Source organism: Spirochaetota bacterium (assembly GCA_004297825.1).
Taxonomy (GTDB): Bacteria; Spirochaetota; UBA4802; order UBA4802; family UBA5368; genus FW300-bin19.
This window is the reverse complement of the sequence record SCSX01000080.1, coordinates 25,037-47,425: the sequence shown is the minus strand read 5'-3', so window position 1 is coordinate 47,425 and position 22,389 is coordinate 25,037. Positions and strand designations below refer to the sequence as shown.

Sequence of the window (22,389 nt, the reverse complement as noted above, 5' to 3'; positions counted from 1 at the left end):
TCCGCGATGCAGGTGGATTTCCGCATGATTCCCGCGAAATGTCAATAAAAAGCGCGGTTCAGGACGTTCCCTTTCTGCGATCGATCTCGGCGATAAGGAGGGGGATGAAATGAACAGCGTCTTCCACCACGCCGATATCGGCCTCCCGGAATATCGCCGCCCACGGGTCGCGGTTGATCGCCGCAATGTAGCGCGAACCCCGGATCGCCGAGACGTGCTGGAACGCGCCCGAGATGCCGCAGGCGATGTAGAGCCGGGGGGCGACGCTCCTGCCGGTAATTCCTATCTGCGATTCGTATCCCAGCCAGCCCAGGTCGCAGGCGATCCTGGAACCGCCCACCGCCGATCGCGGAAAGCGCTTCGCGAGCTCCCGTGCGAGCTCCACGTTTTCCTTTTTCTGCATGCCCTTCCCCGCGGACACGATCACCTCCGCGCTTGAAAAATCCTGGCTCCCGCTTCCCGTGACGCGTTCGCTCACCGTGTGCGTCCACATCCACGGCCCGGGGGCGGGGCGCCGATACACCTCCGGCGATCCCGCGCACGCATTGTCAGGCGCGCCAAACGAGCCCGGCATCACGGTCGCGACGACCAGGCCTTCCCCGCGCGCGATCGCAGCTCGAAGCTTCCCGAAACACGCGGACCGGGAAAACCTGACGGTGTCACCGTTACGCTCGATTCCTTCCACCCCGGTCACGCACGCCGCGCCCAACCGCGCGGCGAGACGCGGGGCGAAATCGTACCCGCGCGGGGTATGCGGAACGAGCACTACGGACGCGCCGGTTTCCCGCGCGAGCGCGGCAAGCGCGGTCGTGCAGGTTTCGCACGAATACACAGCTCCGTGGGGATACTCGAAAGAATACACGGGGCACCCGGTCGCGCGCGAAAGTTCGGTCGTCATTTCTTCGGTGCCGCCCCCCAGCAATGCCAGGGCGATTTCGGCGTCGTTACCACCGAATGCGCGCGCGCAGGCGGCGAGCTCGCCCGCCATCGCGAACGGCGCCGGGCCCTGTGCGCGCTCGGCGAGGACGATGAGAACGCGCGTCATAGCAGCGAGACCTCGTGGAAGAAATCGCAGAGTGCGGCCGCCTTTTCCGCGGGGCTCCCGGCCAGGATGCGTCCTTCCCTGCCGCGCGGGGCCTCGTGATACCGGATGTCCTGATCGGGGCCCGCGGGAGTATCGGAACGAACCGTCGTGATCATTCGCTCCTTCGCGCGCAGCACGTTGGAGAGCGATGGGTAGCGAGGACGATTGATGCCCGATTGCACCGCGAGCACCGCCGGCAGGGAGAGCTCCACGATCTCGCGCGTGTTGGAATCGATCTCGCGCCCAACGGTGACGCGGCCGCCCGCCGGGGCGATCGCGATTTCCATGACCCCCGTCGCCGATGCCGCCCCCATGTATTCCGCGAGTGCGGGCGCGAACTGGCAGGACATGCTGTCCTCCGACATCACCCCTGCCAGGACAAGGTCGTATCCGCACGTAACCGCCCACGCGGCTATCATGCGCGCCTTCCACAGCGCGGGCATCACGCCCTCGTCGTCGCCCTCGATCCGGAATGCGTCATGGGCGCCCATCTCCAGCGCGCGCCTGAGCGTGCTCTCCGCGCGCGGGGGACCCAGGGATACCGCATGGACCAGGGTGTCCGGCGCGGCGTCCTTCACCCTGAGCGCCTCCTCCAGCGCGAATTCGTCGTAGCGGTTCATGCGGTAGACCGCGCCCGGATCGAAGAGGATACGACTCCCGCCGGGGGCGATATGGAACCTCGATTCCGCATCCGCTACCTGTTTTATGCATACCAGAATTTTCATACGCCCGTCCATTGCCTGGTGTATCAGACCTCATACTACGCGACCTGTGCGGGCTGACAATAAAAAAACGAACGATCGTTCATATTTTTCTTGACCGGTTCCCGGTACGGCGCTAGTTTCTGGGAAAGGTGCGGGCATGAGTGAACTCTATTGTATCAGACACGGGCAGGCCTCGTTCGGCAAGGAAAACTATGATGTCTTGTCGCCCACGGGGACACGGCAATCGGCACTGCTCGCCTCCCACCTGCACGCGCTGGGCGCACGCTTCGACGCGCTGTACTCGGGCACGCTCGAACGCCAGCGCTATTCGGCGGCCGCGTTCATCGACTATTATACAACGCAGGGCGTCGAGCTTCCCGCGCCGGTGACGATTCCCGGACTCGACGAATACGACTCGAAGGCGATTCTCACCGCGATCCTTCCCGGTCTCGTCCGGGAAGACCCCACGCTCGCGCCGGACATAGAGGCGCTGTTTACCAGCCGCAAATCATTTCAGCGCGTGTTCGAGCGCGCGATGCTCAGGTGGGTGGGAGGCGGATTCGAATCAAACGGACTTGAGTCCTGGAATGAGTTCCAGGAAAGGGTGAAGCACTCCCTCACGCGCATCATGAAGGAAAACGGCGCCGGGAAGCGCGTGATCGTGTTCACCTCCGGGGGAACCATTTCGGCATCGGTGCAGTATGCGACGGGCCTCTCGGGCGAAGAGACCATGAGGCTCTGCTGGCAGGTCGTGAACAGCTCCGTGACGCGCTTCAAATACAGCGAGGAGAGGCTCACCCTGGCATCGTTTAACGACTACTGCCACCTCGAAATGAACGACGGGGGCGCACTCATCACCTACAGGTAACGGGAATGAATATTTCGAAGGAAGATATCAGGAACAAGGCGCGGGAGCTGGGGTTCGAGGACGCGGGCTTCACGGGCTGTGAGCCGTTCGAAGACCATCGCGAGGTGCTCGAGGCGCGGCGCGACATGTACGAGTGGTGCGTCTCGCTGGGGCTGGACCTCTTCCAGGGAACGGACCCCCGCGCGGTGTATCCGGAATGCCGGTCGATCATAGTGCTGCTGGAAAATTATTTCCGGGAGGGATTCCCCCGCGGCCTCGAGACGCATTACGGGCGCTGTTACCTGGACGACGATCGCGTTACGCGCGACGGGCTCGCGGTGAGGCTCAAGGCCTTTCGCGCCTTCCTGAAGGAACATGGCATGGATTCGAAGGTCCCGTTTCACGTGCCGCACCGCCTCGCGGCGGCACGCGCGGGACTGGGCACGTTCGGCAAAAACTGCCTCTTTTACGGACATCGCGCCGCCCGGGGAAGCTCCTTCGTGCTCCCCCTCGCCTTCCTCGTCGACCGCGATTTCGAGCCCGATGCCCCCACCGTGAGCGTGGGGTGCCCCGAATGGTGCAGGAACGCGTGCATATCGGCCTGTCCCACCGGCGCCCTGAAGGGACCCAGGAAAATCGACCCCCGGCGCTGCATCTCGTACCTGAGCTATTATGGAAACGATCTCACGCCCGTGGAGCTCAGGGAGCCCATGGGACTCTGGGTCTACGGCTGCGACCGCTGCCAGAACGTGTGCCCCCGCAACCAGGCGTGGCTGGCGGCCGACCGTCCCGTGAACGAGCGCGTCCGCGCGCGCGCGGCGCATTTCGACCTGCGTGAAATATTGAACATGGACACGGCGTACTACACGGCGAACGTCTGGCCGCACATGTTCTACATGCCGCCCGAGGACCTGTGGCGATGGCAGATGAACGCCGCGCGGGCGATGGGCAACAGCCTTGATCCCACGTACGTGAGCAGCCTTGCGCGCGGGCTCGCGGAGGCGGGGGACTGGCGTGTACGGGCGATGTGCGCGTGGTCCCTGGGAAGGATAGGCACGTGTGGGGCCGGGGAAGCGCTCGAAGCGGCGCGGGAGGGGTCCGATACGGCGGTTCGCGGGGAAATAGAGGCCGCACGTATCGTCTATGCCTCACGGCAGGCTCTTGCACGACGGACGGATCGGAAAGATGGAATCGATATTCCGGGCGCCGAGTAATTCACCCGGCCCGAATCCGGATCGCCCCGGGGACGTCGATCAACTTCAAGGGGAAATGCCGAATTGAACGCGCTATCGGGCATGATGGACATCAGGGAATTCGAGAAGCTTGTCGCCGCGTCCCAGGACGCGGCCATCCGCGAGATCGTCCAGGAAAATCCGTCGGTGATCCGCATCAAGAAAGAGGCGCGCGCGGTGGAAAACCTGCGCCGCATTTCCGAGGCGACCCTGGAGATCGCGAACCGCCAGGGCTTCCAGGCCATGAGCATGCGGGACCTGAGCGCGGCTACGGGACTGAGCCTGGGCGCCATGTACGCCTACTTTTCGAGCAAGGAAGAGCTGCTCGCCCTTATCCAGGAATACGGGCGCCGCACCGTGGCGCGCGTGCTCGGGGAGCGGATGCTGGCGGTGCCCGACGCGCGCACGAGGCTGCGCACCCTCATCTACGCGCACATTTTCCTGAGCGAGATCATGCATGCCTGGTTTTATTTTTCATACATGGAGGCCAAAAACCTTGGAAAGAAGGACCAGAAGGCCGCCATCGAAAGCGAGCTGTTCACCGAGGGGCTCTTCGCCGGGATACTCGAGGAAGGCAGCCGGGCGGGCGCCTTCGCCGATCACGACACGATCATGACCGCGTCGCTCATCAAATCCATTCTGCAAGACTGGTATCTCAAGCGTTGGAAGTACAGGACCCGCAAGGTAAGCGCGGAGGATTACGCGGCATTCGTGACCGGATTCGTCGAATCATACCTCGACCGCCGCGGCTAAGGAGACCATCACATGAGCGAATATATCGACGAGGCCACGAATACACGCCCGGGGGAAGAGCTCGATCCGGGCAGGGTCGAAGCCTTTTTAAAGGATTCCATAGCCGGGCTCTCGGGTGAATTCCGGATCAGCCAGTTCCCGAGCGGCTTCTCGAACCTCACCTATTTCATTAAATTCGGAACGCGCGAGCTCGTGCTCCGCAGGCCCCCGTTCGGCCGCAAGGCTAAGACCGCGCACGACATGGGGCGCGAGTTCCGCATGCTTTCCGCGCTCAAACCGGTGTTTCCCTACTGCCCCGCCCCGCTCGCGTATTCCGAGGACGAGGGCATCATGGGATGCCCGTTCTACGTGATGGAGCGGATAAAGGGAATCATACTCAGGAAAAATCTGCCGAAGGGTCTTAGCCTTTCGCCGCCCGAGATGCGCGCCCTGTGCAAGGAGCTTGCGGACGTCCAGATCGCACTCCACAAGGTCGATTACCGCGCGGCCGGACTCGCGGATTACGGCAAGCCCGAGGGGTACGTCGAACGGCAGGTGACCGGCTGGAGCCGCCGCTACCGGGACGCGCGCACGCCCGACGCGCCCGATTTTGAAACCGTCATGTCGTGGCTCGCGGAAAAAATGCCCGCAGATTCCCCCTATGTCGCCGTTATTCACAACGATTACAAGTTCGACAACGTGGTCCTCGATCCGGCGAATCCCCTGAAAATAATCGGGGTGCTCGACTGGGAGATGGCGACCATAGGCGATCCCCTGATGGATCTCGGTTCGTCCATCGCGTACTGGGTCGAGAAAACCGATCCCGCGAATTTCCAGGCCGTCCGCATGCTGCCCACGCACCTTGACGGCGCGATGACCAGGGATGAACTGGTCGAATACTACTCCAGGCACAGCGGGATCCCCGTCGACAATTTCGATTATTATTTTTGCTTCGGCCTGTTCCGTCTGGCCGTGATCGCGCAGCAGATATATTACCGCTTTTATCACGGCCAGACGAAAGACCAGCGGTTTGCCATGCTCATCTTCGCGGTGAAGATACTCGAGGAAACGGCGCTCAAGGTGCTCGAAAAGTCCGTATTCTAGGACAGAGGCGCCCCGGACGCGAGGATAAAATCATTGAATTATTGGGACGCGTACGCTATCGTTTGTTCACAGGCGGACGCATCGGATTGCCGGAACCGCACGCATCGGTGCGCGCATAAAGGCTCAAAGAGAAATTGCGCGTAATCGATGGAAACCCAAAGCGATCCCTGCGAGAAGGAAATGGAAACTGAAAAAAAATCGGAAATACTGGGAAAGGTAGCCGCATTTGACAAGGCCTTCCGCGCCTTCAATTCCCGCAAGGTCGAAAGCCTGTACGCGGCGATTGGCGACCAGAAGATCATCGATCTCTTCGACTCGATCCCGTTCCTGTTGAGCGTTAACCAGCCGAGTCTCCCGGGCTTCGTGGAATACCCCGAAATGCCGCAGGGCATTTACCGGTACGAGGCGAAGCCCAGGGTCCCCGCGTTCGTACGCGGCTTGTTCCCCGCCGCGAATATTTCCACCGGCCAGGGGATACAGCCCTTTATCCAGATGTTCGCGCTCATGGGCAGCGGCGGCACGATAGCTTTCTCGAAGCATTCCGATTTCGATTTCTGGGTGTGCGCGGACGAATCGCAGGCGAGCCCCGAGGCCTTGAGAATTTTCAAATCGAAATTCCGTCTCATCGAGGAATGGATCGCCGAGCACTTCAACGTCGAGGTCCATTTCTTCCTCAACGACATATCGAAAGTCCGCCGCAATATATTCGACGACAACAGCGAGGACAACTTTTCCGGGACATCGCTGGGCGTGCTTTTGAAAGAGGAATTCTTCAGAAGCTCGATCATCATCGCCGGCAAGACGCCGTTCTGGTGGGTGGTACCCGCCGGCTGCAGCGATTCCGAATACGGGGAATGGCTCCTTGCTGCGGATGGCGCCGCGCTCGTGAACGAGTATATCGACCTGGGAAATCTGTCCATGATCGGGCGCGACGATTTCCTTGTCGCCGCCCTGTTCCAGCTTCTGAAATCGCTGGGAAGCCCGTTCAAATCTATACTGAAGCTGGGGCTCCTCGAGCGCTACATTCACTCCACCGGAACGAATCCCTTTATTAGCACGATTATCAAGAAAAACGTCCACGAGGGGAAGCTCTACACCCAGGCGGTCGATTCCTACGTCATCATGTTTAACCAGGTTTACAATTACTACGCCGCGATGATTAAAGACAGCCTCGCGACCGAGCTCCTCACCATATGCTTTTATCTGAAAGTCGATCCGCGGCTGTCGTATACCCCCAGGAACCATCCCGAGGCCGCGCAGAGCGAAAAGGTCCGGAACATGGCCGCGTACATCGCCAAGTGGGAGTGGGCCGATTCGCTCCTGGCCAAGCTCGACAACTTCGAAAACCTGGATATCGATTCCGTCACCAAGCTCATGAACGACACCAAGAAATTCATGCTGCGCGGTTACAAGGACATCCTGGGTGCGATCGAATCCAAGAAGGCCGCGCACCTGCTTTCCGATAGCGAGCTCCAGGGGATTTCCCGCAAGATATATTCCCACTTCGCGATCGCCGACAACAAGATCGACAATACGCTGAGTTTCAAGAATTACCCGCCGGAAAAGCTTCTCACCATCGAATTCGTACGCGACAAGGAGGGGCGGGAATTCTGGCTGCTTTCCAAGCGGGTGATAATAAGCAATTCCCCCGCAAAGGTAATTCTATACAAGGACAACCGCTTCGTGGGCATCATCGTGTGGCTGGGCCTGAACCGGCTCTTCCAGAAGGACTACACCCGGCTGGAAATGGACCCCGGGATACTCCCGGCGGACCCGAATTACATACGGGAGCTCATCGCGCAGCTCACCACGCATTTCACCTACAAGCGCATCGAGCTGCACAACGCCTATTTCCTCAAAGAGGCGTTCCCCGTCGTCAGCTATATCATTATCAACCCCTATTCGAAATATTCGAAGAAGATCGACGACATTATTTTTCTTTATCATACGAGCTGGGGCGAAACGAAATTCGATTCCTTCAAGAACGAGATCGACCTTGCAAAGGTGTTCGGGAGAATACTTCAGGGAGCCCTGCTCACGCGCAAGGACTACACCGCGGCGGTTCACCTCTCGTCCTCGCTGCCCTACGGCTCGACCAGGGAATTCGACCGCCTGACGGCCATCATACGCGACATGTACCGCTTTTTCATTGATACCTCCGACAACGTGCGCAGGCGCTACATATCGGTGATCGGAAACAAGTTCTTCCTGTATTCGAACAAGCGCGTCGGTCAGGAGGAGAGCATCTCGGCGACCATGTGCGAATCGGAGGCCCAGCTCCTCTACATTCTGAGCAACAACAACGGCGCGCTCACCAGCCTCAGGATCGATCCGGGTCTGAGCGAGCTCAACTATCTTAGAAAGATCCTCGAAAACCATAAGGAAAACTGCATCCAGATCTATTTTCAGCAGGAGAACAAGTACTGCTATTTTTTCATCATGGACGAGCGCGGTTCGCTCTTCTTCGTGCGCAAACCGGCCGAGGCCTTCATAGAATACCTCTCGCGACTCTACGTATTCACGCTTAACATCGTGGAAAAAGTGGTGAAGAACAATCCCCGGTCCTCGCTTGCGGGACAGCTCAAGCAGGTCGAGATATACAAGCTCGAGCGCGACCTTCGCAACAGCTGCACCATAAGCGAAATCAACCCGGAGCTTTCCAAGAACATAGTGGAGGCGCGCAAGGGCATAGTCCCGCTCACGCTCGCGGTGCACCCGCTCGAAACGGGGGAGCCGGGTTACGGTTTCACGCACCCGGACGGATCGTTCACCAACCCGTTCTCGCGCGCGAGCATACGGCAGGTGATCGGCGAGCTCAGGGTGTTCATGCAGACCAACAGGGGCTACCTGTACTACCCGACCGATACCGATCTCACGCTCATCCCCAACAAGGCCTACAAGCTTTTCACCTCGATCTCGTTCACCCACAAGGGGCTCTTCGAGATGCTCATCGAGAGCGGCATGAAATAGCGCGTAACGCCCGCGCATTCTTACACGACCAGGAGCGCCTGTTCGTCCGCCACCGCGATGCGCGCGCCCGCACCCGGTATGATCAATAATAATTCATCCCGAAAATTCCCGTGTTGACAAATAGTTCAGCGCCGCTTACTATGATCTGCTCACAGGGACGACAGGCTCGATCTACAATGGAAAAACGAGACATATCCTTCGATAAACACGCTCGACGCAGGCAAATCCTGCTGAGAAACTCAAGCTATATCGTTCTCGCCTATTGTATAGCCATAGTGGCCGCTTTTATGGCGCGCATCCTGGGGCTCGCGAACATCTCGTACCTCTGGCTTTCTATTATTACCGCGATGGCCACGGGCATAAGCCTTGTTTTTTTCTTTATTACCCGGATGAGCTCCAAGCCGATAAGCAGCAGGTATTCATTTTCCTTCACCCTCCTCCAATTCATCGCATGGTTGATCATACATGGGATATGGGTGGTGATCCTTAACGAGGTCCGTTCCGCCGCGCTGCTGCTCGCCTATATGGCGCTCGCCTTCATGCTTTCCAGCCTCACCTTCGTGCAGGCGCTGGTGCTCGTGCTCGCCTCGGCGACGCTCCAGATAGGAGCATCGGCCTTCGCTATAACGGTGCTTGGCCAGAACGGCTCGCTGCCTTTCGAGATGTTCTATACCGGCTGTTTCCTGCCCGCCGCGATCTTCATCGCCTTCCTTGCAGGCGAGTTCAGGCGCCAGCGCATCGAGGTCAAGAGTGCCAAACGCACCAGCGAGACCGCCCTCGCAAATCTAAAAGAGCGCGACCTGTACATAGACAAGGAAATGGACATCGCCTCGGACATACAGCGGGGAATCCTCCCCGCGACTCCTATTTCGTATAACGGCATTTCTATCGAGGCGTTCTACCGCTCCATGGACAAGATCGGCGGGGATTTCTTCGATATCATTCCCATGAGCGGGGGCCACGTCTGCATCTTCATCGCCGACGTCTCGGGACACGGCATTCCCGCGGCCTTCATATCCGCGATCGGCAAGATCAGCTTCATCGAGGCGACGCAGAAGAACCTTTTCCCCAGGGACATACTCACCAGGGTGAACACGGCCCTTCTTGAAACGATCAAGACCCAGGACTACCTCACCGCGTTCGTCGCGGTGATCAGCCCTTCCTTCGAGGTATTCTATACCAATGCGTCGCATCACAAGGCGATGGTGCTCCGGAAGCGCACGGCGGAGATCGAGACGTGGGACACCAACGGGCTGTTCGTGGGAGCCCTCGAGAACGCGGGGGAGACCTACGAGGAAAAACACGATATGCTCGACTTCGGGGACAGGATGCTGCTTTTCACGGACGGGCTGGTCGAGGCGCGCAACGCGAACGACGAGCAGTTCGGCCTGTCGATGCTCCAGCGTACGCTCGTGGATTCACGCGACATGAATATTCGCGAGGCCCGCACGCATATCATCCGCACATGGGAGGAGTTCGTGTCCGATACGCCCATCCGCGACGATGTGACCTTCCTGCTCATCGAGGTCGATCCCGCCTACCAGGAACTCATCAACCACCGGAACCGCGGCCTGGAGCTCATGTACAACCGCAACCTGGACGAGGCGATCGTGGAACTGCGCGCCGCCATGAGCCTGGGCACGGCGGACGAACAGGTGCACCAGCTGCTCGCGCGCTGCCACATGCAGAAGGGGGAATTCGCCCTCGCAATCGAACAGTTGCTCTTGTACCTGGGACTGCACAGCGAAGACGCCGATACGCTGTACAAGCTTTCGGCAGCGTATTTTAACGTGAAGGATTACGAAAACGCGTCGAAGTGCGCGCAGAAGGCGTGCCAGCTTCGCAAGGATTTCCGCGGTCCGCTCCTGGTGTGGGCGCGGGCGCTCGAAAAGCTGGGGAAACCCGGAGAGGCGGTGCCCCTGCTCGAAAAGCTGCTTGCGCTGGATCCGGAAAACTCCTCGGCGAAGTCCGGGCTTTCAAGGATCGCCGCGGTCGCCGATTAAAACTCCGTCACCGGTTTGAGCTCAGTCGCCGGATAGACCTGCCCCTGTACGGGGGGCATCGAATTATACACCCATTCGATATCGACCGTCCCCAGCCGGAATCCCCTGCTCCTCGAAAACCCTCCGAACGTACCGCGGACGAGCACATCCTCCATGTCGAAGGTCATGCCGAAGACCGCGACGGACGCGCCCGCGGGTATCCGCTCGAGCTCGTCCCCGTACGCCGCCGTCGAAAACGCAAGCCTCCTGCTGTCGGCGGCCTGGCACTGGATCAGGGGTACTATGACGGGAAACCCGTCCCCGCCCACGTAGGAGAGGAACTTCAGGCTGTCCATGCGGTTGAATAGTCCCTGGCCCCATTCCTTGAGAATCCGCGCGGGGTTCCCGGTGGCCGCCCCACCCTTCGCAATCTTCGTCGCGAGCGCCGCGCGGACCACCGCTCCCAGGGGAAGTTTTTCCCTTCCGCCGGTTTCCACAAGGTCCATGTAGTGGACCGTGTGGATGCCGAAGTAGGAGTTGTATCGGAACATGGGCTTCTTGTTGTACATTTCGTACTCGGGGCCCTCTTTCTCCTCGTGGGTCCAGAGCGCCTTCCCCCTCCAGAGCTCTTTGTTCAAATTCATTATGAGAAACGCCGTGCGCCCGTTCCGCTTCACGTTTTTCTTGCTGCGGCCCTCGCTGAACTGACCCCAGATGAGCTCGCGCGTCCCCCGCGCCTGGAGCGCGGTGATGAGCGTGAGGTGCGGAAGGCCTTCCGGGCTCACCGTGGCGATAAGCCCGATCTTGGCCTCGGGCTCGAATTCCTTCAGGTCGGCTGGGTCGAACTCTTTGTACATGGTGGTCATAAGGCCCTCCTCTGGTAATTAACCGCACCCCTTCACGAGGTGCGCCGCCGGCTGCCGTTCGGCCGCACGCGCGTTGTCCGCCGCGGCTTCGCTACGCGTGGCCCCGCTCCAGCGCACGATGCCGGGTTTGCCAACGGAGTGTCGCGCAACGGTCGCCAGGTGTTCCATCATTCCCTTATCGAGAAGCCCGGACTCGCGGAAACGCCATTCGATTCCGAGCCGTGCGTACTTGTCGCGGCACAGGTTGTTGAACGCGCACAGCTCCCAGCGGCTCACCGCGCCGTCCAGGAGGCTTTCGATCAGCTGTCCGATACCGGCTATATTCTCGTCGGTATCGGTGGCCCCCGGTATGATCGGGGTGCGCACCCAAAGCTCCGGGGCGCCGTTGATACGGATACGATCGCGAATGCGGACCAGGTTTTCGAGAACGCGCTCGTTCGAGCGTCCCGTATGAAGCTCGTGTGCCGATTCGTCCGCGAGCTTCAGGTCGAAGAGCACCAGGTCCGTATGGGGAAGCACGAGGTCGAACGATGCTTCCGATCCCAGCCCACAGGTATCCAGAGCGGTATGGAATCCCTCGGCCCTGCAGCGGCGAAGAAACTCGGCGACGAAGGGGGCCTGTACCATGGGGTCCCCGCCCGATGCGGTGATCCCGCCCCCCTCGGAGTTGAGTATGTACGAACGATCCTTGACGACCTCCGCCACGAGCCGGTCCACGGTCCACCGTTCACCCATGAGCTCCATGGCCGTCGCCGGGCACTCGCCCGCGCATGTGCCGCATCCGTCGCAGAGCGCGCGATCGATCTGGATTCCCCGCTCGTCCGCCGTGAGCGCGTTCCGTGGGCACGCCGAAATGCACGTCCTGCACCCTATACAGCGCGATTCCAGCCATTGCAATTCGGGATGGGTCGAGATACTTTCGGGGTTGTGGCACCACGCACAGCGAAGCCCGCAGCCCTTGAAAAACACCGTAGTTCGAAGACCCGGACCGTCCTCGGTCGACATCCTCTGGATGTTGAGCACCATGGCCGTCCCGGTTTCCGTCATACCCGCGCCTGAATGTATCGTGTTCACGCCTCGTCCTCTCCGTTACCCGGAATCCGTTCCCGTCAATACTTGTTATGGCTTTCCCGGGCGATTATCTCGTCCTGGAGCTCCCGCCCGATGCTCGTGAAGTACGCGTTGTATCCGGTTACGCGCACCAGGAGGTGCCGATAAAGACGGGGGTGCTTTTGCGCGTCCTTGAGCATGTCCGCGTCGATCATATTAATCTGGAGCGCCGATCCGCCGTTCTCGATATAGCCTTTAAGAAACGCCCGAAATTTCGCGCGGTGCTCCGGGTCGCGCAGCAGGGACGGGTTGAAGGTGATCGTGTGGCTGGCGCCGTTGGGCAGGCTGCTCACGTAGTCCTTCCAGTCGCCCGCGCCGTTATTCGCGCGCCCGCCCAGGGCCTTCCCCACGGAATTCGCGTTCGCGGTGGGACCGTTGACATCCGCGCCGTTCGAGGGACATATCGCGTTCGACAGGAACTGGCCCTTGGGCCGTCCGTCGGCGCTGGCGGCGAGAATGTAGCCGTCGCTCACCCAGTAGTTCCAAGAGAGCATCCCCGGCCGGAACTGTCTGCCGGTCGACACGGTTTTATATTTCCAGGTTTCCCCGGTCCAGAGGTCCATCACCCGCTTCGCCATCGCATCGGCTTCGTCGTCGTCCCGCCCGTATTTCGGCGCCCGAAACTTCGCCTTTGCCTGAAGGATCTCGTGCCCCGCCCAGTTGTCCCTGAGGGCGTCGATAAGCTCGCCCATAGTGCATTCCTTTTTATCGAACACCAGGTACTTTACGGCCAGGAGCGAATCCACGGTAGTGGCGAAACTCACGCCCTCGATGGTCACGAAACCGAGCTCCGGACCTCCCTGCGTGATGTCCAGGCCCTTTTCGGCGCACCCCTTCACGAGGCATGAAAGGTAGGGCGTGGGAGAAAACGACGCACGCACGCGTTCCGAAACTTCGTAAAGCCCAACGCATTTTTTAACCAGGTAGCGCGTCTGGGTCTCGTACGCCTTCCAGAACTCGTCCCAGGTAGAAAACTTTCGAGCGTCGCCCGTGGCCGGCCCGTCCTGTGCGATCGCGCCGGGTTTCCCGGTCATGAAATCGGTCACGGGGAGCATGTCCCTGCCGCCGGCAAGCGCGAGCTCCACCGCTTTCAACAGGTTCAGATTGCAGTCGACGGTGCCCGAGCGGTCGTTGCCCACCATCGTGTTCTCGAGGCAGCCCACCGAGGCATAGTCATGCACGTTGCCCTCGTTGATAAGCTCACCCACCCCCGCCATCTTCGCCTCGCGCATCATGCCGGCCATGGAGCGCTCATCGAAGTTCAACAGGAACGGCGCGCCCTGGCTCGACGAGATCATGTCGATAACCCGGTCCAGCAGTTCGTCGGGCGAGTTCCGGTGCAGCCGCACATTAGGCTTGGGCTCAAGGATGGGCGTCATCTCGTCGATCACCTCGAGCATCACGTAGGTGAGCTCGTTCGTCATGTCTTTTCCATCCGGCCCCATGCCCGAAAGGTTGAAAAGCTGGCCGAATCCCGCCGTGATGCCCTGGTTGCCGCCCACGCGAATCATCGCGTCGTACGCGGTATTGGCGTGGACCCAGAAGCACTTCAATATTTCCTTTCCGTATTCCCGGTCCATGCCCTCCCCGACGGATTTTTCCCAGTACGGGTAGAGATACTGGTCCAGTCTCCCGAACGAAACCCCCGGGCCGGGATAATTCTCGTCGCTCATTACAAGCATGTGGCTCAGCCACAGCGCCTGCACCGCTTCCCAGAAATTCGCCGCGGGCTCCCAGGGAACGCGCTCGAGGTTCGCCGCCATCTGCGCGAGCTCGTCCCGCCGCGAGGGAAGCACCTCCTTCTGCACGAGTTTTTTGCAGAGCGACGCGTACTTCGCCGCCAGGTCGCGCGGCATCGTCGCGGCCGTCATCATCGCCCTGAGCTGCGCGCCCTTCCCGCCCTTGCGTTCGCGCGGGGTGAGCGACTCGTATTTCGATTTCAGATCCTCGTGAACGCCCTTCCATCCGACCGAGAGCACGCGCTCGTAGCCGGGGATGAGGTGGCCGGAGGTCGCGCCGGCATTGCCGTACCCGTGGTCATGGAACCACTTCATGAACGCGCGCGCCCCCTTCTTCCCGTATATCAGACCATCGCGTTTCTTAAGCTCATTTTTCGACCAGCAGCGGGACGCCTGGAGATTGAAGCGCGAACCGGCGATGAGATCGCCCGGCAGGATCTCCTGGGGCACGTAGTTTACCATGACCTCCCTCACGAACCATGCGCGGCGTTCCGGCAGGCCCCATGACCAGAATTCGGGGTCCAGCTTCACCGGCCGCGCGTTCTGGTGCATCGACGAGCGGAAGGTCTGGAGGAACGGATAGGTCTCGGGCACGATATAATAAGCGATTTCGTCATACTGGACGTCCCACGGCGTGCCCGTGGTCCAGGAGGTGTATTCATTGTTCCAGGACCTGTCCGCCCCGGAAAAGAAATAGTCCCTGAGCCAGGCTATTCTGGGCGAGAGACCCTTGGGTTCTTTTATCTGGAACTTTACCGCCGCGCTTTCCATGATCTTCCTCCTTAGAGTCCGTATAGTGGGGGCCGAGACGCTTTCGCCCCGCCCAGGATGTGCTCAAGATTGACCGCGCCGTGCTCCAGCAGGCGCTGCATTATCGCGCAGGAGCGCTCCTCATCGCCGGCCTCGATCGCGAGGGCGAGCCCCTCGTGGAAGCCGAACACCTCCACGACGAAGGCCGTAACCGTGAAGAACTGCCCGGTGATATTCGTATACACGCCGCGGAAGGAATTCATGAGGAGCGGGTACACGAGGTTTCCCGAGGCGATCGCCACGTTAAGGTGAAACTGGAAATCGAGCTCGACCACGCGCGCGGTGTCCCGGTGATCGCACGCCTTCTCCTCGTCCACGATTTCCCGAAGGGCCTTCACCCCGTCCTCCGCGCGGATGCGCGCCGCCATGCGCGCGGTTTCGCACTCGAAGAGCCGGCGCATCTCGAGGAGGCTCTTCATGAGCCGCGGCTCCAGGGCGCCCTGCTGGTAGACCAGGAGCGATTCGAGCATCGCGAGGGACCCCTGCTTCCGGTAATCGTTTACGAAAACGCCCTTGCGTGAAACGACCGAGACCAGTCCCCGTACCTGAAGCTCCACGAGCCCCTCGTGCACGACCGGCCGGCTTACCCCAAGCTTCAGGGCAAGCTCCCTTTCGGAGGGCAGCCGCTCCCCTACGGAAATCTGGCCGGAGAGAATGAGCCGTTCAAAGCGTTCGACGAACACCTCGACAAGGCTCTGTGATTGGATGGGTGCAAGAAGCTCGGTCATCGTTCTCCTCGTGGCTGCTGGTATTACCACCAGCCATACTAAAGATCATTAAATATTTGTCAAGCATATCTTAAACGACAGATAAGGGGTCTGATACGCATTTTATGTGCCGGAATTGGCATTTTTATTAAAAAAACTCTAAAAAGAAGTCCCTACCGGCCGATACAATAGATGGGACATAATAAAAAAATGCGGGGGACTGACCGATGGCGCATAAAATAAAAAGCTTTAAAAGCCAGCTCAAGAAATACCTGGCCATCAAGGGACTCGACATTATCGTGTATCTGCACAACGGCTCCATGATGGAACTGAACAAGAACAGGGCGCTTGTAAAGGACGAGATCGTCATCTACGACAAGAACAACCACGAGGTCCGCATTCCTATTTCCCTTATAAAGGCGGTAGACATGTTCGCGGCCTGAAAACCGCTTCTGCGGATATTCCATCCGGACACGGCGGTCCTCCGCCGTGTTTTTCATTTCACCCGTCTTTCCCGTACGCAATTATCGATTGACAACACCGCCTCGGATACCTAGATTACCCCCAATATGCGCGCCCGCGGTGGCCATTCTCCGCGGGTTTCCCGAACGGTTTTCCATGCGCACCCGGTGCGCTTTTCCTTATGCATCCATGTAACTTGTGCGGCGAAAAAGGTTCAATCTATAGTTAGGGCTTCGGGGTTTGTAGGCTACATGCAGAACATCAAGTATCATCTGGTGAACTCACTATCGGTCATCGTTTTCTCATTTCTGCTCGCGAGCACCATCAACCAGTTCTTCCGCATGGGGGTAAGCACGCTGCCCGGGAAGCAATCCGCACGGACGCAGGCCCGCGCGGGAGAGGGACCCGCGAAGGGGTTCGATGACTATAAGTCCATCCTGGACGCGGGCTTTTTCCGGCTTGCCGGCGGCGATTCCGGTAAGGGCGACGGGGCGGAATCGGTTTCGAGCGAAGTGGCCGACCTTCAGCTGCTGGGAACCATAACCGGTCTCCCCGCCATATCCAAGGCCCTCATCAAGAAAACGTCCGAGAAGGGCCCCGATGTCTTCGCGCTCTGGGGAAACGTATACGGCAATATCCTCGTCGGAATCGACAACTCAAAGGTCGTGCTCCTCACCCCGCAGAAAAAATACGAGGTGCTCGATATGTTCGCGCCGCCCAAGAAGCCCGGCCCCTCGGGGAAAAGCACCCCCCAGGGCGGTTCCAGCCGCGTGAAGCAGAACCTGAGCCGCGCCGAGCTCCAGCAGAAGGTTCTCAACGACATGGATAACGCGCTCAAGGGAATCAAGGCCGGTCCGCACAGGGTCGACAATAAGATACAGGGCTACAAGCTCCTGCGCGTACAGAACGAGAGCATGCTCTACCGGTTGGGGGCGCGCAGCGGCGACGTCATCAAGCGCGTCAACGGGCACCCGATCGACAGCACTGAGAAGCTGATCGAAATGTGGAAAAATATACAGGGCGAGTCGCGCATCACCGTTGACCTTGAGCGCGACGGCCAGCCCATGAATTATGAGTTTACGATCACCGAATAACGTTCCAGGGGAACCTATGCCATGAAGAAACCTTTTGCGTGCGGCAGGATTGCGCTCATCGCCATCACCATGATCCTGTGCGCGGGGCCGTGGCCCGCCGTATTTCCGCAGCAGCCCGACGAGACGAAGGAATCCCGTCCCGCCGAGGAAGAGACGAAGCCCGCAGAAAAACCGGTCGACAAGCCCGCCGGCGACGACACGTCCGTGAAGAAGGTGCAGGTCGAGACCGTCCAGAAAACGGCGCAGCCCGCCGACGCCGCGAAGAAAGACGAAAAGGCCGCGGCGCAAAAGGCCCCCGACCAGACCAAATACTTCACCCTGAACTTCAAGGACGTGGAGATATCCGAGTTCCTGACGATCATGAGCCAGCTCATCGAGAAGAACATTATCATCGACGAGAAGGTCAAGGGCAAGATAAGCATCACCTCGGCGAAACGCATCCCCGTCGACCAGGCGTACGACATCATGAAGTCCATACTCGAGGTAAAGGGCTTCGCGATCGTCGAATCCGAAAACATGATCAAGGTGCTCCCCATTAAAGAAGCCATTCGGAAAAACGTCGAGGTGCTCATAGACGAAAAGAAGAAGCTGCCCGCCGAAACGGATAAAACGATCACCTATCTGCTCGACGTCGAATACGCGAGCGTCAACGAAATAGCGAACGTCCTCAAGGCGCTCAAGTCCGCCAATACGGAAATCGTGGTATACGCGCCCCTCAACACCGTGATCTTCACCGGCACCTCGTCAGAGATTAACGGGCTGGTCCAGGTGGCGCGCCAGCTCGACCGTAAAATAGACGAGTTGAAGGACGACAAGGCGAAGCACGGCAACATCCACGTCGTCCACCTGGAAAACGCGGACGCCGAGCAGCTGGGCGCGGTCCTCGCCCGCATCCCCTTCTCGGACGCGGCGAAGATCGACACAAGCCCCCTGCACACGGAACAGCCCCAGGCCGACGAGCGAAAACCGGGCGAAGCGAAACCCAAGCCCGTTACCGTCCAGCCCGGGCAACAGAAAACGCAGGCGAAGCTTTCCATCGTCGCAAACAAGGAGACCAACTCGCTCATCATCACCGCGACGCAGGAGGAGTTCAACGAGATCAAGCGCGTCATCAAGGAGCTCGACATCGTACGCGAGCAGGTGCTTATCGAGGCCCTCATCGTCGAGGTCTCGGCGGAAAACGGCTGGGGGCTGGGCATCGACTGGATGCTGGGCGGCCAGGCGGGTTCGAACCTGTTCGGGGGATCGTCCATCATGGGGGGTGTGCCGAGCTACTCGGTTCCCACCGGGCTCACGGGCAAGAAAATCGCGGTCCCGCTCGCGACGGGACTCCAGCTGGGCTACCTGAGCGATACCGACATGCTGGGCTTCGTGCTCCTTAACGCCACGGGCACCGATAAAAATTTCAATATCCTATCGACCCCCCAGATCCTTACCATAGACAACCAGGAGGCGGAGCTGAACGTGGGCGAGGAAATCCCGGTGCCCACGAACAACCGCATCAGCGACACGGGCGTCGCCTTCTACACCTTCGAATACAAATCCGTGGGCGTAAAGCTCAAGATCACGCCCCACATCACCAAGGCGGACCAGATCACCCTGGACCTTTACCAGGAGGTCAACTCCGTGCTGGGCGCGACCACGACAACGAGCACGGGCGCGGTCATTCCGCCCAGCCTGGGCAAGCGCGACATCAAGACCAAGATCACGGTGCACGACGGCAAGACGATCGTGGTGGGCGGCCTCATCCGCAATAACAAGAACGTCGAGGAAACGAAGGTCCCGGTGCTCGGCGACATCCCGCTCCTGGGGTGGTTCTTCAAGCGGAAGAACGTTTCCTACAGCAAGACGAACCTGCTCGTGTTCATAACGCCGCACCTGCTGACGAAGCAGGATCGCATGGACGCCATCACCGAGCAGAAGCGCGAGGAGCAGCGCCGGATCAGGGGTAACTAGGGACGCCATGCCTTCCAAGAAGAACAAGATGCTGGGGGCCATTCTCGTCGAGCGCGGCGTGCTCACGGTCGAACAGCTCCAGGAGCTTTTGCTTGCGCAGAAAGGCACGACCCTGCGCCTGGGCGCCATCGTCGTGAAAAAGGGGCTCGCTGCCGAGGACGACGTACTTGACGCACTGGCCGCGCAGTTTGGCATGCCCTACGTGAAATCGCTTCACTTCGAGGACAAGGACGGCGTTTTCTCGCAAGTCCCCGTGTACTTTCTCAGGAAGAATCGCGTGGCGCCTTACCGCGTATCGGGCACATTAATACATGTCGCGATCTCTGACCCGCTCAATTTCCATCCCTTCGACGATCTCAAGATGATTTTTCCGGGATATACGTTGGAATTCGCGCTCTCCGGCGAGCTCGAGATACAGCGCGTCATCGCCGCCCATTTCGAGATGATGAAGGGCGATACGACCGGGGAGGTCATCGAGACCCTCGAAGAGTCCGAGTTCGAGATCCTCACCTCGCCCATCATGGAGACCGAGGACATAATGGACCTCGCGAATGAGGCCCCCATCATCAAGCTCGTCAACATGGTCGTCTCACAGGCGGTGCAGGACCGCGCGAGCGACATTCACCTTGAGCCCTACGAGAAGGAACTTGTCGTGCGGTACCGTATCGACGGTATACTGTACCAGATGTTCACGCCGCCCAAGAAATACCAGGGGGCGATAATATCCCGTATCAAGATCATGGCGAACCTGAACATCGCCGAGAACCGCCTTCCGCAAGACGGGCGCATCCAGATCAAGATCGGGGGGAAAGACATCGACATCCGCGTTTCGATATTCCCCACCTACTACGGCGAGCGCGTGGTGCTCCGTCTCCTGAACAAGACCGATATGAGCTTCGACCTGTCGTCGCTCGGATTTTCCGCATCGACGCTCGCGGGGTTCAATCAGATCATCCGCAAGACATTCGGCGTGGTGCTGGTGACCGGTCCCACGGGAAGCGGAAAGAGCACGACGCTCTATGCGGTGCTTTCGTCGCTCAAGAGCGCGGACATCAACATCCTCACGGTCGAGGACCCCATCGAGTACCAGATCCCGGGCATAGGCCAGATGCAGGTGAAGCCCAAGATCGATCTCACCTTCGCGAACGGTCTTCGCTCCATACTGCGGCAGGACCCCGACGTGATCATGATCGGGGAAATCCGCGACCTGGAAACCGCCGAAATCGCGGTGCAGTCGGCGCTCACGGGACACCGGGTGTTTTCAACGCTGCATACCAACGACGCCGCGAGCGGCATCACGCGCCTCATCGACATGGGCGTGGAGCCCTTCCTCATCACCTCATCGGTGAACGCGTTTCTGGCCCAGCGCCTGGTGCGCACGATATGCCCGCACTGCCGGGAGAGCTACAAGCCCACGGCCGCGATGCTGAAAGAGCTCGGCGCGGACCGGACGCATATCAAGGGCAACAAGCTCTATCGCGGGAAAGGCTGCGAGAAATGTCTCAACACGGGATACCTGGGAAGGACTGGAATCTACGAGTTCCTGCCGCTTTCGGCGGATATCCGGCGCATGATTCTCTCGCGCTCCGAGGCCCAGGAGATCAAGCAGCAGGCCATAACCGAGGGCATGCCCACGCTCCTCACCGACGGGCTCGAAAAAGCCTTCCAGGGAATCACCACCATCGAAGAAGTCCGGCGGGTGAGCTGACATGATCTATGAATACCAGGCCCTGGACCGCAAGGGGACGGCTGTTTCCGATCTCATAGACGCGACGAGCGACGTCGCCGCGCGACAGAGGCTCCGCGCGCAGGGGCTCTACGTGACGAGCATCAAGCCGCACGCGGTCATGGGAACGGGTCCCTCCGAAGGCGGGAGCGCCTTACGCGCCTATTACGACCGGCTTTCTCATTACGTGAGCCTTCGCATGAGCGTGAAGGAGGTGGGCATCTTCTCCCGCCAGCTCGCGACGCTCCTGAACGCCGGCATGCCGCTGCTGGTCGCGATCACCGATATCATCGACCAGATTGACAACCAGGTATTCAAGAGCATTATCGTCGACATCAAGGGCAAGCTCGAGGAAGGCTCCTCGTTCTCGAACTGCCTGGAGCGACACAAGGTTTTATTCTCGGACATGTTTATAAGCATGGTGCGCGTCGGAGAGAGCCTGGGCTCGCTCGACCAGGTCATGGAGCGCCTCGCCGACCTGGAAGAAAAGAGGACCGTCCTGAAAAGCAAGATCAACGCGGCCCTATGGTATCCCGCGTTCCTGGTGATCGTCTCGTTCGTGGTCATCTTCCTGATAATGATATACGTGATCCCCTCGCTCTCGCGCCTTTTCCTGGACCTGGGCAAGAGCCTGCCCCTGCCCACGCGGATCGTCATGGCGGTGAGCGACTTCCTGGCGAACTACTGGTTCATCCCGCTCACCCTGCTCATCACCGGGGGATACTTCTTTAACCAGTATCGGAAGACCCCCGAGGGAAGGCGGAAGATGGACGAGCTCAAGCTCACGCTGCCCCTGGTGAGCCAGCTCTATAAAAAGCTCCTGGTGCTCCGTTTCACGCAGAACCTGGGAATATTATTGAACAACCGCGTCGACATCTTAAAATCGTTCGAGATCGTGAAAAAGATCGTCGTCAATTCCGTCGTCGAGGAGCGCATCGACGAGGCGGCGAAAAAGATCCGCGAGGGGGCGACCGTATCGACGGCCCTCGCGAAGAGCGGGTTCCTTCCCCGGCTCGTGATGGGCATGATCGCCGCGGGCGAGGCGAGCGACACGCTCGATACTATGCTCGTGAAGATCGGCAATGTCTACGAAACGGAGCTGGACCTTACCATATCGAGCCTCACCCGGCTTATCGAGCCCATCATCATAGTGGTGATGGGGCTTTTTATCGGCCTGCTGGTGGTATCGGTACTCCTCCCCATATTCGAAATGAACCTGATTCTACAATAAGGAGAATAAGCATGAAACAGCTGATGCGCGCGT

Annotated in this window: 17 protein-coding genes; 11 read left to right on the top strand and 6 right to left on the bottom strand. The window is 59.6% G+C overall.

Annotation, left to right across the window (positions count from 1 at the left end; translation table 11 throughout):
• Positions 1-58 precede the first annotated feature (58 nt).
• Together EPN93_18085 and EPN93_18080 are read right to left on the bottom strand one after the other, a co-directional pair.
• Positions 59-1,045, bottom strand: coding sequence for an electron transfer flavoprotein subunit alpha/FixB family protein (locus EPN93_18085; protein ID TAL31372.1), 987 nt, complete (start codon positions 1,043-1,045; stop codon positions 59-61).
• Positions 1,042-1,821 carry an electron transfer flavoprotein subunit beta/FixA family protein gene (locus tag EPN93_18080; GenBank protein TAL31371.1) on the bottom strand — a complete coding sequence of 260 codons (780 nt, stop codon included), beginning with the start codon at positions 1,819-1,821 and terminating at the stop codon, positions 1,042-1,044. Before EPN93_18080 ends, EPN93_18085 begins: the two co-directional genes overlap by 4 nt.
• A gap of 124 nt (positions 1,822-1,945) precedes the next feature.
• On the opposite strand from EPN93_18080, the gene EPN93_18075 reads away from it, so the two are divergent.
• The 6 genes from EPN93_18075 (at position 1,946) to EPN93_18050 (ending at position 10,676) form a co-directional block, all read left to right on the top strand.
• Positions 1,946-2,656, top strand: a complete 711-nt coding sequence (locus EPN93_18075) for a histidine phosphatase family protein (protein ID TAL31370.1) — start codon at positions 1,946-1,948, stop codon at positions 2,654-2,656.
• Between the two features lie 5 nt (positions 2,657-2,661).
• Positions 2,662-3,849: an epoxyqueuosine reductase gene (locus tag EPN93_18070; protein ID TAL31369.1), complete on the top strand. Its 1,188-nt coding sequence runs from the start codon at positions 2,662-2,664 to the stop codon at positions 3,847-3,849.
• Between the two features lie 84 nt (positions 3,850-3,933).
• The gene (locus EPN93_18065; GenBank protein TAL31381.1) at positions 3,934-4,620 is read left to right on the top strand and encodes a TetR/AcrR family transcriptional regulator; all 687 of its coding nucleotides are present in this window, start codon (positions 3,934-3,936) and stop codon (positions 4,618-4,620) included.
• 12 nt (positions 4,621-4,632) lie between these two features.
• Positions 4,633-5,703 (top strand): phosphotransferase family protein, encoded by a 1,071-nt coding sequence (locus tag EPN93_18060; protein TAL31368.1) that lies wholly within the window; start codon positions 4,633-4,635, stop codon positions 5,701-5,703.
• Positions 5,704-5,850: 147 nt separating this feature from the next.
• On the top strand, positions 5,851-8,673 hold the full coding sequence (locus EPN93_18055) for a hypothetical protein (GenBank protein TAL31367.1): 2,823 nt from the start codon (positions 5,851-5,853) through the stop codon (positions 8,671-8,673).
• Positions 8,674-8,813: 140 nt separating this feature from the next.
• Positions 8,814-10,676 (top strand): tetratricopeptide repeat protein, encoded by a 1,863-nt coding sequence (locus tag EPN93_18050; GenBank protein ID TAL31366.1) that lies wholly within the window; start codon positions 8,814-8,816, stop codon positions 10,674-10,676.
• Here EPN93_18050 and EPN93_18045 read toward each other — a convergent pair.
• From EPN93_18045 to EPN93_18030, 4 genes are read right to left on the bottom strand one after another with little or no spacing between them, the layout of a single operon-like run.
• Positions 10,673-11,521: a pyridoxamine 5'-phosphate oxidase family protein gene (locus EPN93_18045; GenBank protein TAL31365.1), complete on the bottom strand. Its 849-nt coding sequence runs from the start codon at positions 11,519-11,521 to the stop codon at positions 10,673-10,675. The two genes, EPN93_18050 and EPN93_18045, sit on opposite strands and share 4 nt — an antisense overlap.
• 18 nt (positions 11,522-11,539) lie before the next feature.
• The gene (locus tag EPN93_18040) at positions 11,540-12,595 is read right to left on the bottom strand and encodes a glycyl-radical enzyme activating protein (GenBank protein ID TAL31364.1); all 1,056 of its coding nucleotides are present in this window, start codon (positions 12,593-12,595) and stop codon (positions 11,540-11,542) included.
• A gap of 35 nt (positions 12,596-12,630) precedes the next feature.
• Complete coding sequence (locus EPN93_18035; GenBank protein ID TAL31363.1) at positions 12,631-15,141, bottom strand: hypothetical protein; 2,511 nt, start codon at positions 15,139-15,141, stop codon at positions 12,631-12,633.
• A gap of 11 nt (positions 15,142-15,152) precedes the next feature.
• The gene (locus tag EPN93_18030; protein TAL31362.1) at positions 15,153-15,908 is read right to left on the bottom strand and encodes a FadR family transcriptional regulator; all 756 of its coding nucleotides are present in this window, start codon (positions 15,906-15,908) and stop codon (positions 15,153-15,155) included.
• A 206-nt stretch (positions 15,909-16,114) separates the two neighbouring features.
• Here EPN93_18030 and EPN93_18025 point away from each other — a divergent pair, with 206 nt between their 5' ends.
• The 5 genes from EPN93_18025 (at position 16,115) to EPN93_18005 (ending at position 22,356) form a co-directional block, all read left to right on the top strand.
• Positions 16,115-16,330 (top strand): hypothetical protein, encoded by a 216-nt coding sequence (locus tag EPN93_18025; protein ID TAL31361.1) that lies wholly within the window; start codon positions 16,115-16,117, stop codon positions 16,328-16,330.
• A 270-nt stretch (positions 16,331-16,600) separates the two neighbouring features.
• Positions 16,601-17,443, top strand: coding sequence for a hypothetical protein (locus EPN93_18020; protein TAL31360.1), 843 nt, complete (start codon positions 16,601-16,603; stop codon positions 17,441-17,443).
• Between the two features lie 21 nt (positions 17,444-17,464).
• Complete coding sequence (locus EPN93_18015; protein ID TAL31359.1) at positions 17,465-19,399, top strand: type II secretion system protein GspD; 1,935 nt, start codon at positions 17,465-17,467, stop codon at positions 19,397-19,399.
• A gap of 7 nt (positions 19,400-19,406) precedes the next feature.
• Positions 19,407-21,107, top strand: a complete 1,701-nt coding sequence (gene gspE, locus EPN93_18010) for a type II secretion system protein GspE (protein ID TAL31358.1) — start codon at positions 19,407-19,409, stop codon at positions 21,105-21,107.
• 1 nt (position 21,108) lies between these two features.
• Positions 21,109-22,356 carry a type II secretion system F family protein gene (locus EPN93_18005; protein TAL31357.1) on the top strand — a complete coding sequence of 416 codons (1,248 nt, stop codon included), beginning with the start codon at positions 21,109-21,111 and terminating at the stop codon, positions 22,354-22,356.
• Positions 22,357-22,389 lie beyond the last annotated feature (33 nt).

What these genes read in the sequence shown, in the direction of transcription:
- EPN93_18085 (TAL31372.1), bottom strand. Translation starts at nt 1,045, where the DNA reads ATGACGCGCGTTCTCATCGTCCTCGCCGAGCGCGCACAGGGCCCGGCG.
- EPN93_18080 (TAL31371.1), bottom strand. Translation starts at nt 1,821, where the DNA reads ATGGACGGGCGTATGAAAATTCTGGTATGCATAAAACAGGTAGCGGAT.
- EPN93_18075 (TAL31370.1), top strand. Translation starts at nt 1,946, where the DNA reads ATGAGTGAACTCTATTGTATCAGACACGGGCAGGCCTCGTTCGGCAAG.
- EPN93_18070 (TAL31369.1), top strand. Translation starts at nt 2,662, where the DNA reads ATGAATATTTCGAAGGAAGATATCAGGAACAAGGCGCGGGAGCTGGGG.
- EPN93_18065 (TAL31381.1), top strand. Translation starts at nt 3,934, where the DNA reads ATGGACATCAGGGAATTCGAGAAGCTTGTCGCCGCGTCCCAGGACGCG.
- EPN93_18060 (TAL31368.1), top strand. Translation starts at nt 4,633, where the DNA reads ATGAGCGAATATATCGACGAGGCCACGAATACACGCCCGGGGGAAGAG.
- EPN93_18055 (TAL31367.1), top strand. Translation starts at nt 5,851, where the DNA reads ATGGAAACCCAAAGCGATCCCTGCGAGAAGGAAATGGAAACTGAAAAA.
- EPN93_18050 (TAL31366.1), top strand. Translation starts at nt 8,814, where the DNA reads ATGATCTGCTCACAGGGACGACAGGCTCGATCTACAATGGAAAAACGA.
- EPN93_18045 (TAL31365.1), bottom strand. Translation starts at nt 11,521, where the DNA reads ATGACCACCATGTACAAAGAGTTCGACCCAGCCGACCTGAAGGAATTC.
- EPN93_18035 (TAL31363.1), bottom strand. Translation starts at nt 15,141, where the DNA reads ATGGAAAGCGCGGCGGTAAAGTTCCAGATAAAAGAACCCAAGGGTCTC.
- EPN93_18030 (TAL31362.1), bottom strand. Translation starts at nt 15,908, where the DNA reads ATGACCGAGCTTCTTGCACCCATCCAATCACAGAGCCTTGTCGAGGTG.
- EPN93_18025 (TAL31361.1), top strand. Translation starts at nt 16,115, where the DNA reads ATGGCGCATAAAATAAAAAGCTTTAAAAGCCAGCTCAAGAAATACCTG.
- EPN93_18020 (TAL31360.1), top strand. Translation starts at nt 16,601, where the DNA reads ATGCAGAACATCAAGTATCATCTGGTGAACTCACTATCGGTCATCGTT.
- EPN93_18015 (TAL31359.1), top strand. Translation starts at nt 17,465, where the DNA reads ATGAAGAAACCTTTTGCGTGCGGCAGGATTGCGCTCATCGCCATCACC.
- gspE (TAL31358.1), top strand. Translation starts at nt 19,407, where the DNA reads ATGCCTTCCAAGAAGAACAAGATGCTGGGGGCCATTCTCGTCGAGCGC.
- EPN93_18005 (TAL31357.1), top strand. Translation starts at nt 21,109, where the DNA reads ATGATCTATGAATACCAGGCCCTGGACCGCAAGGGGACGGCTGTTTCC.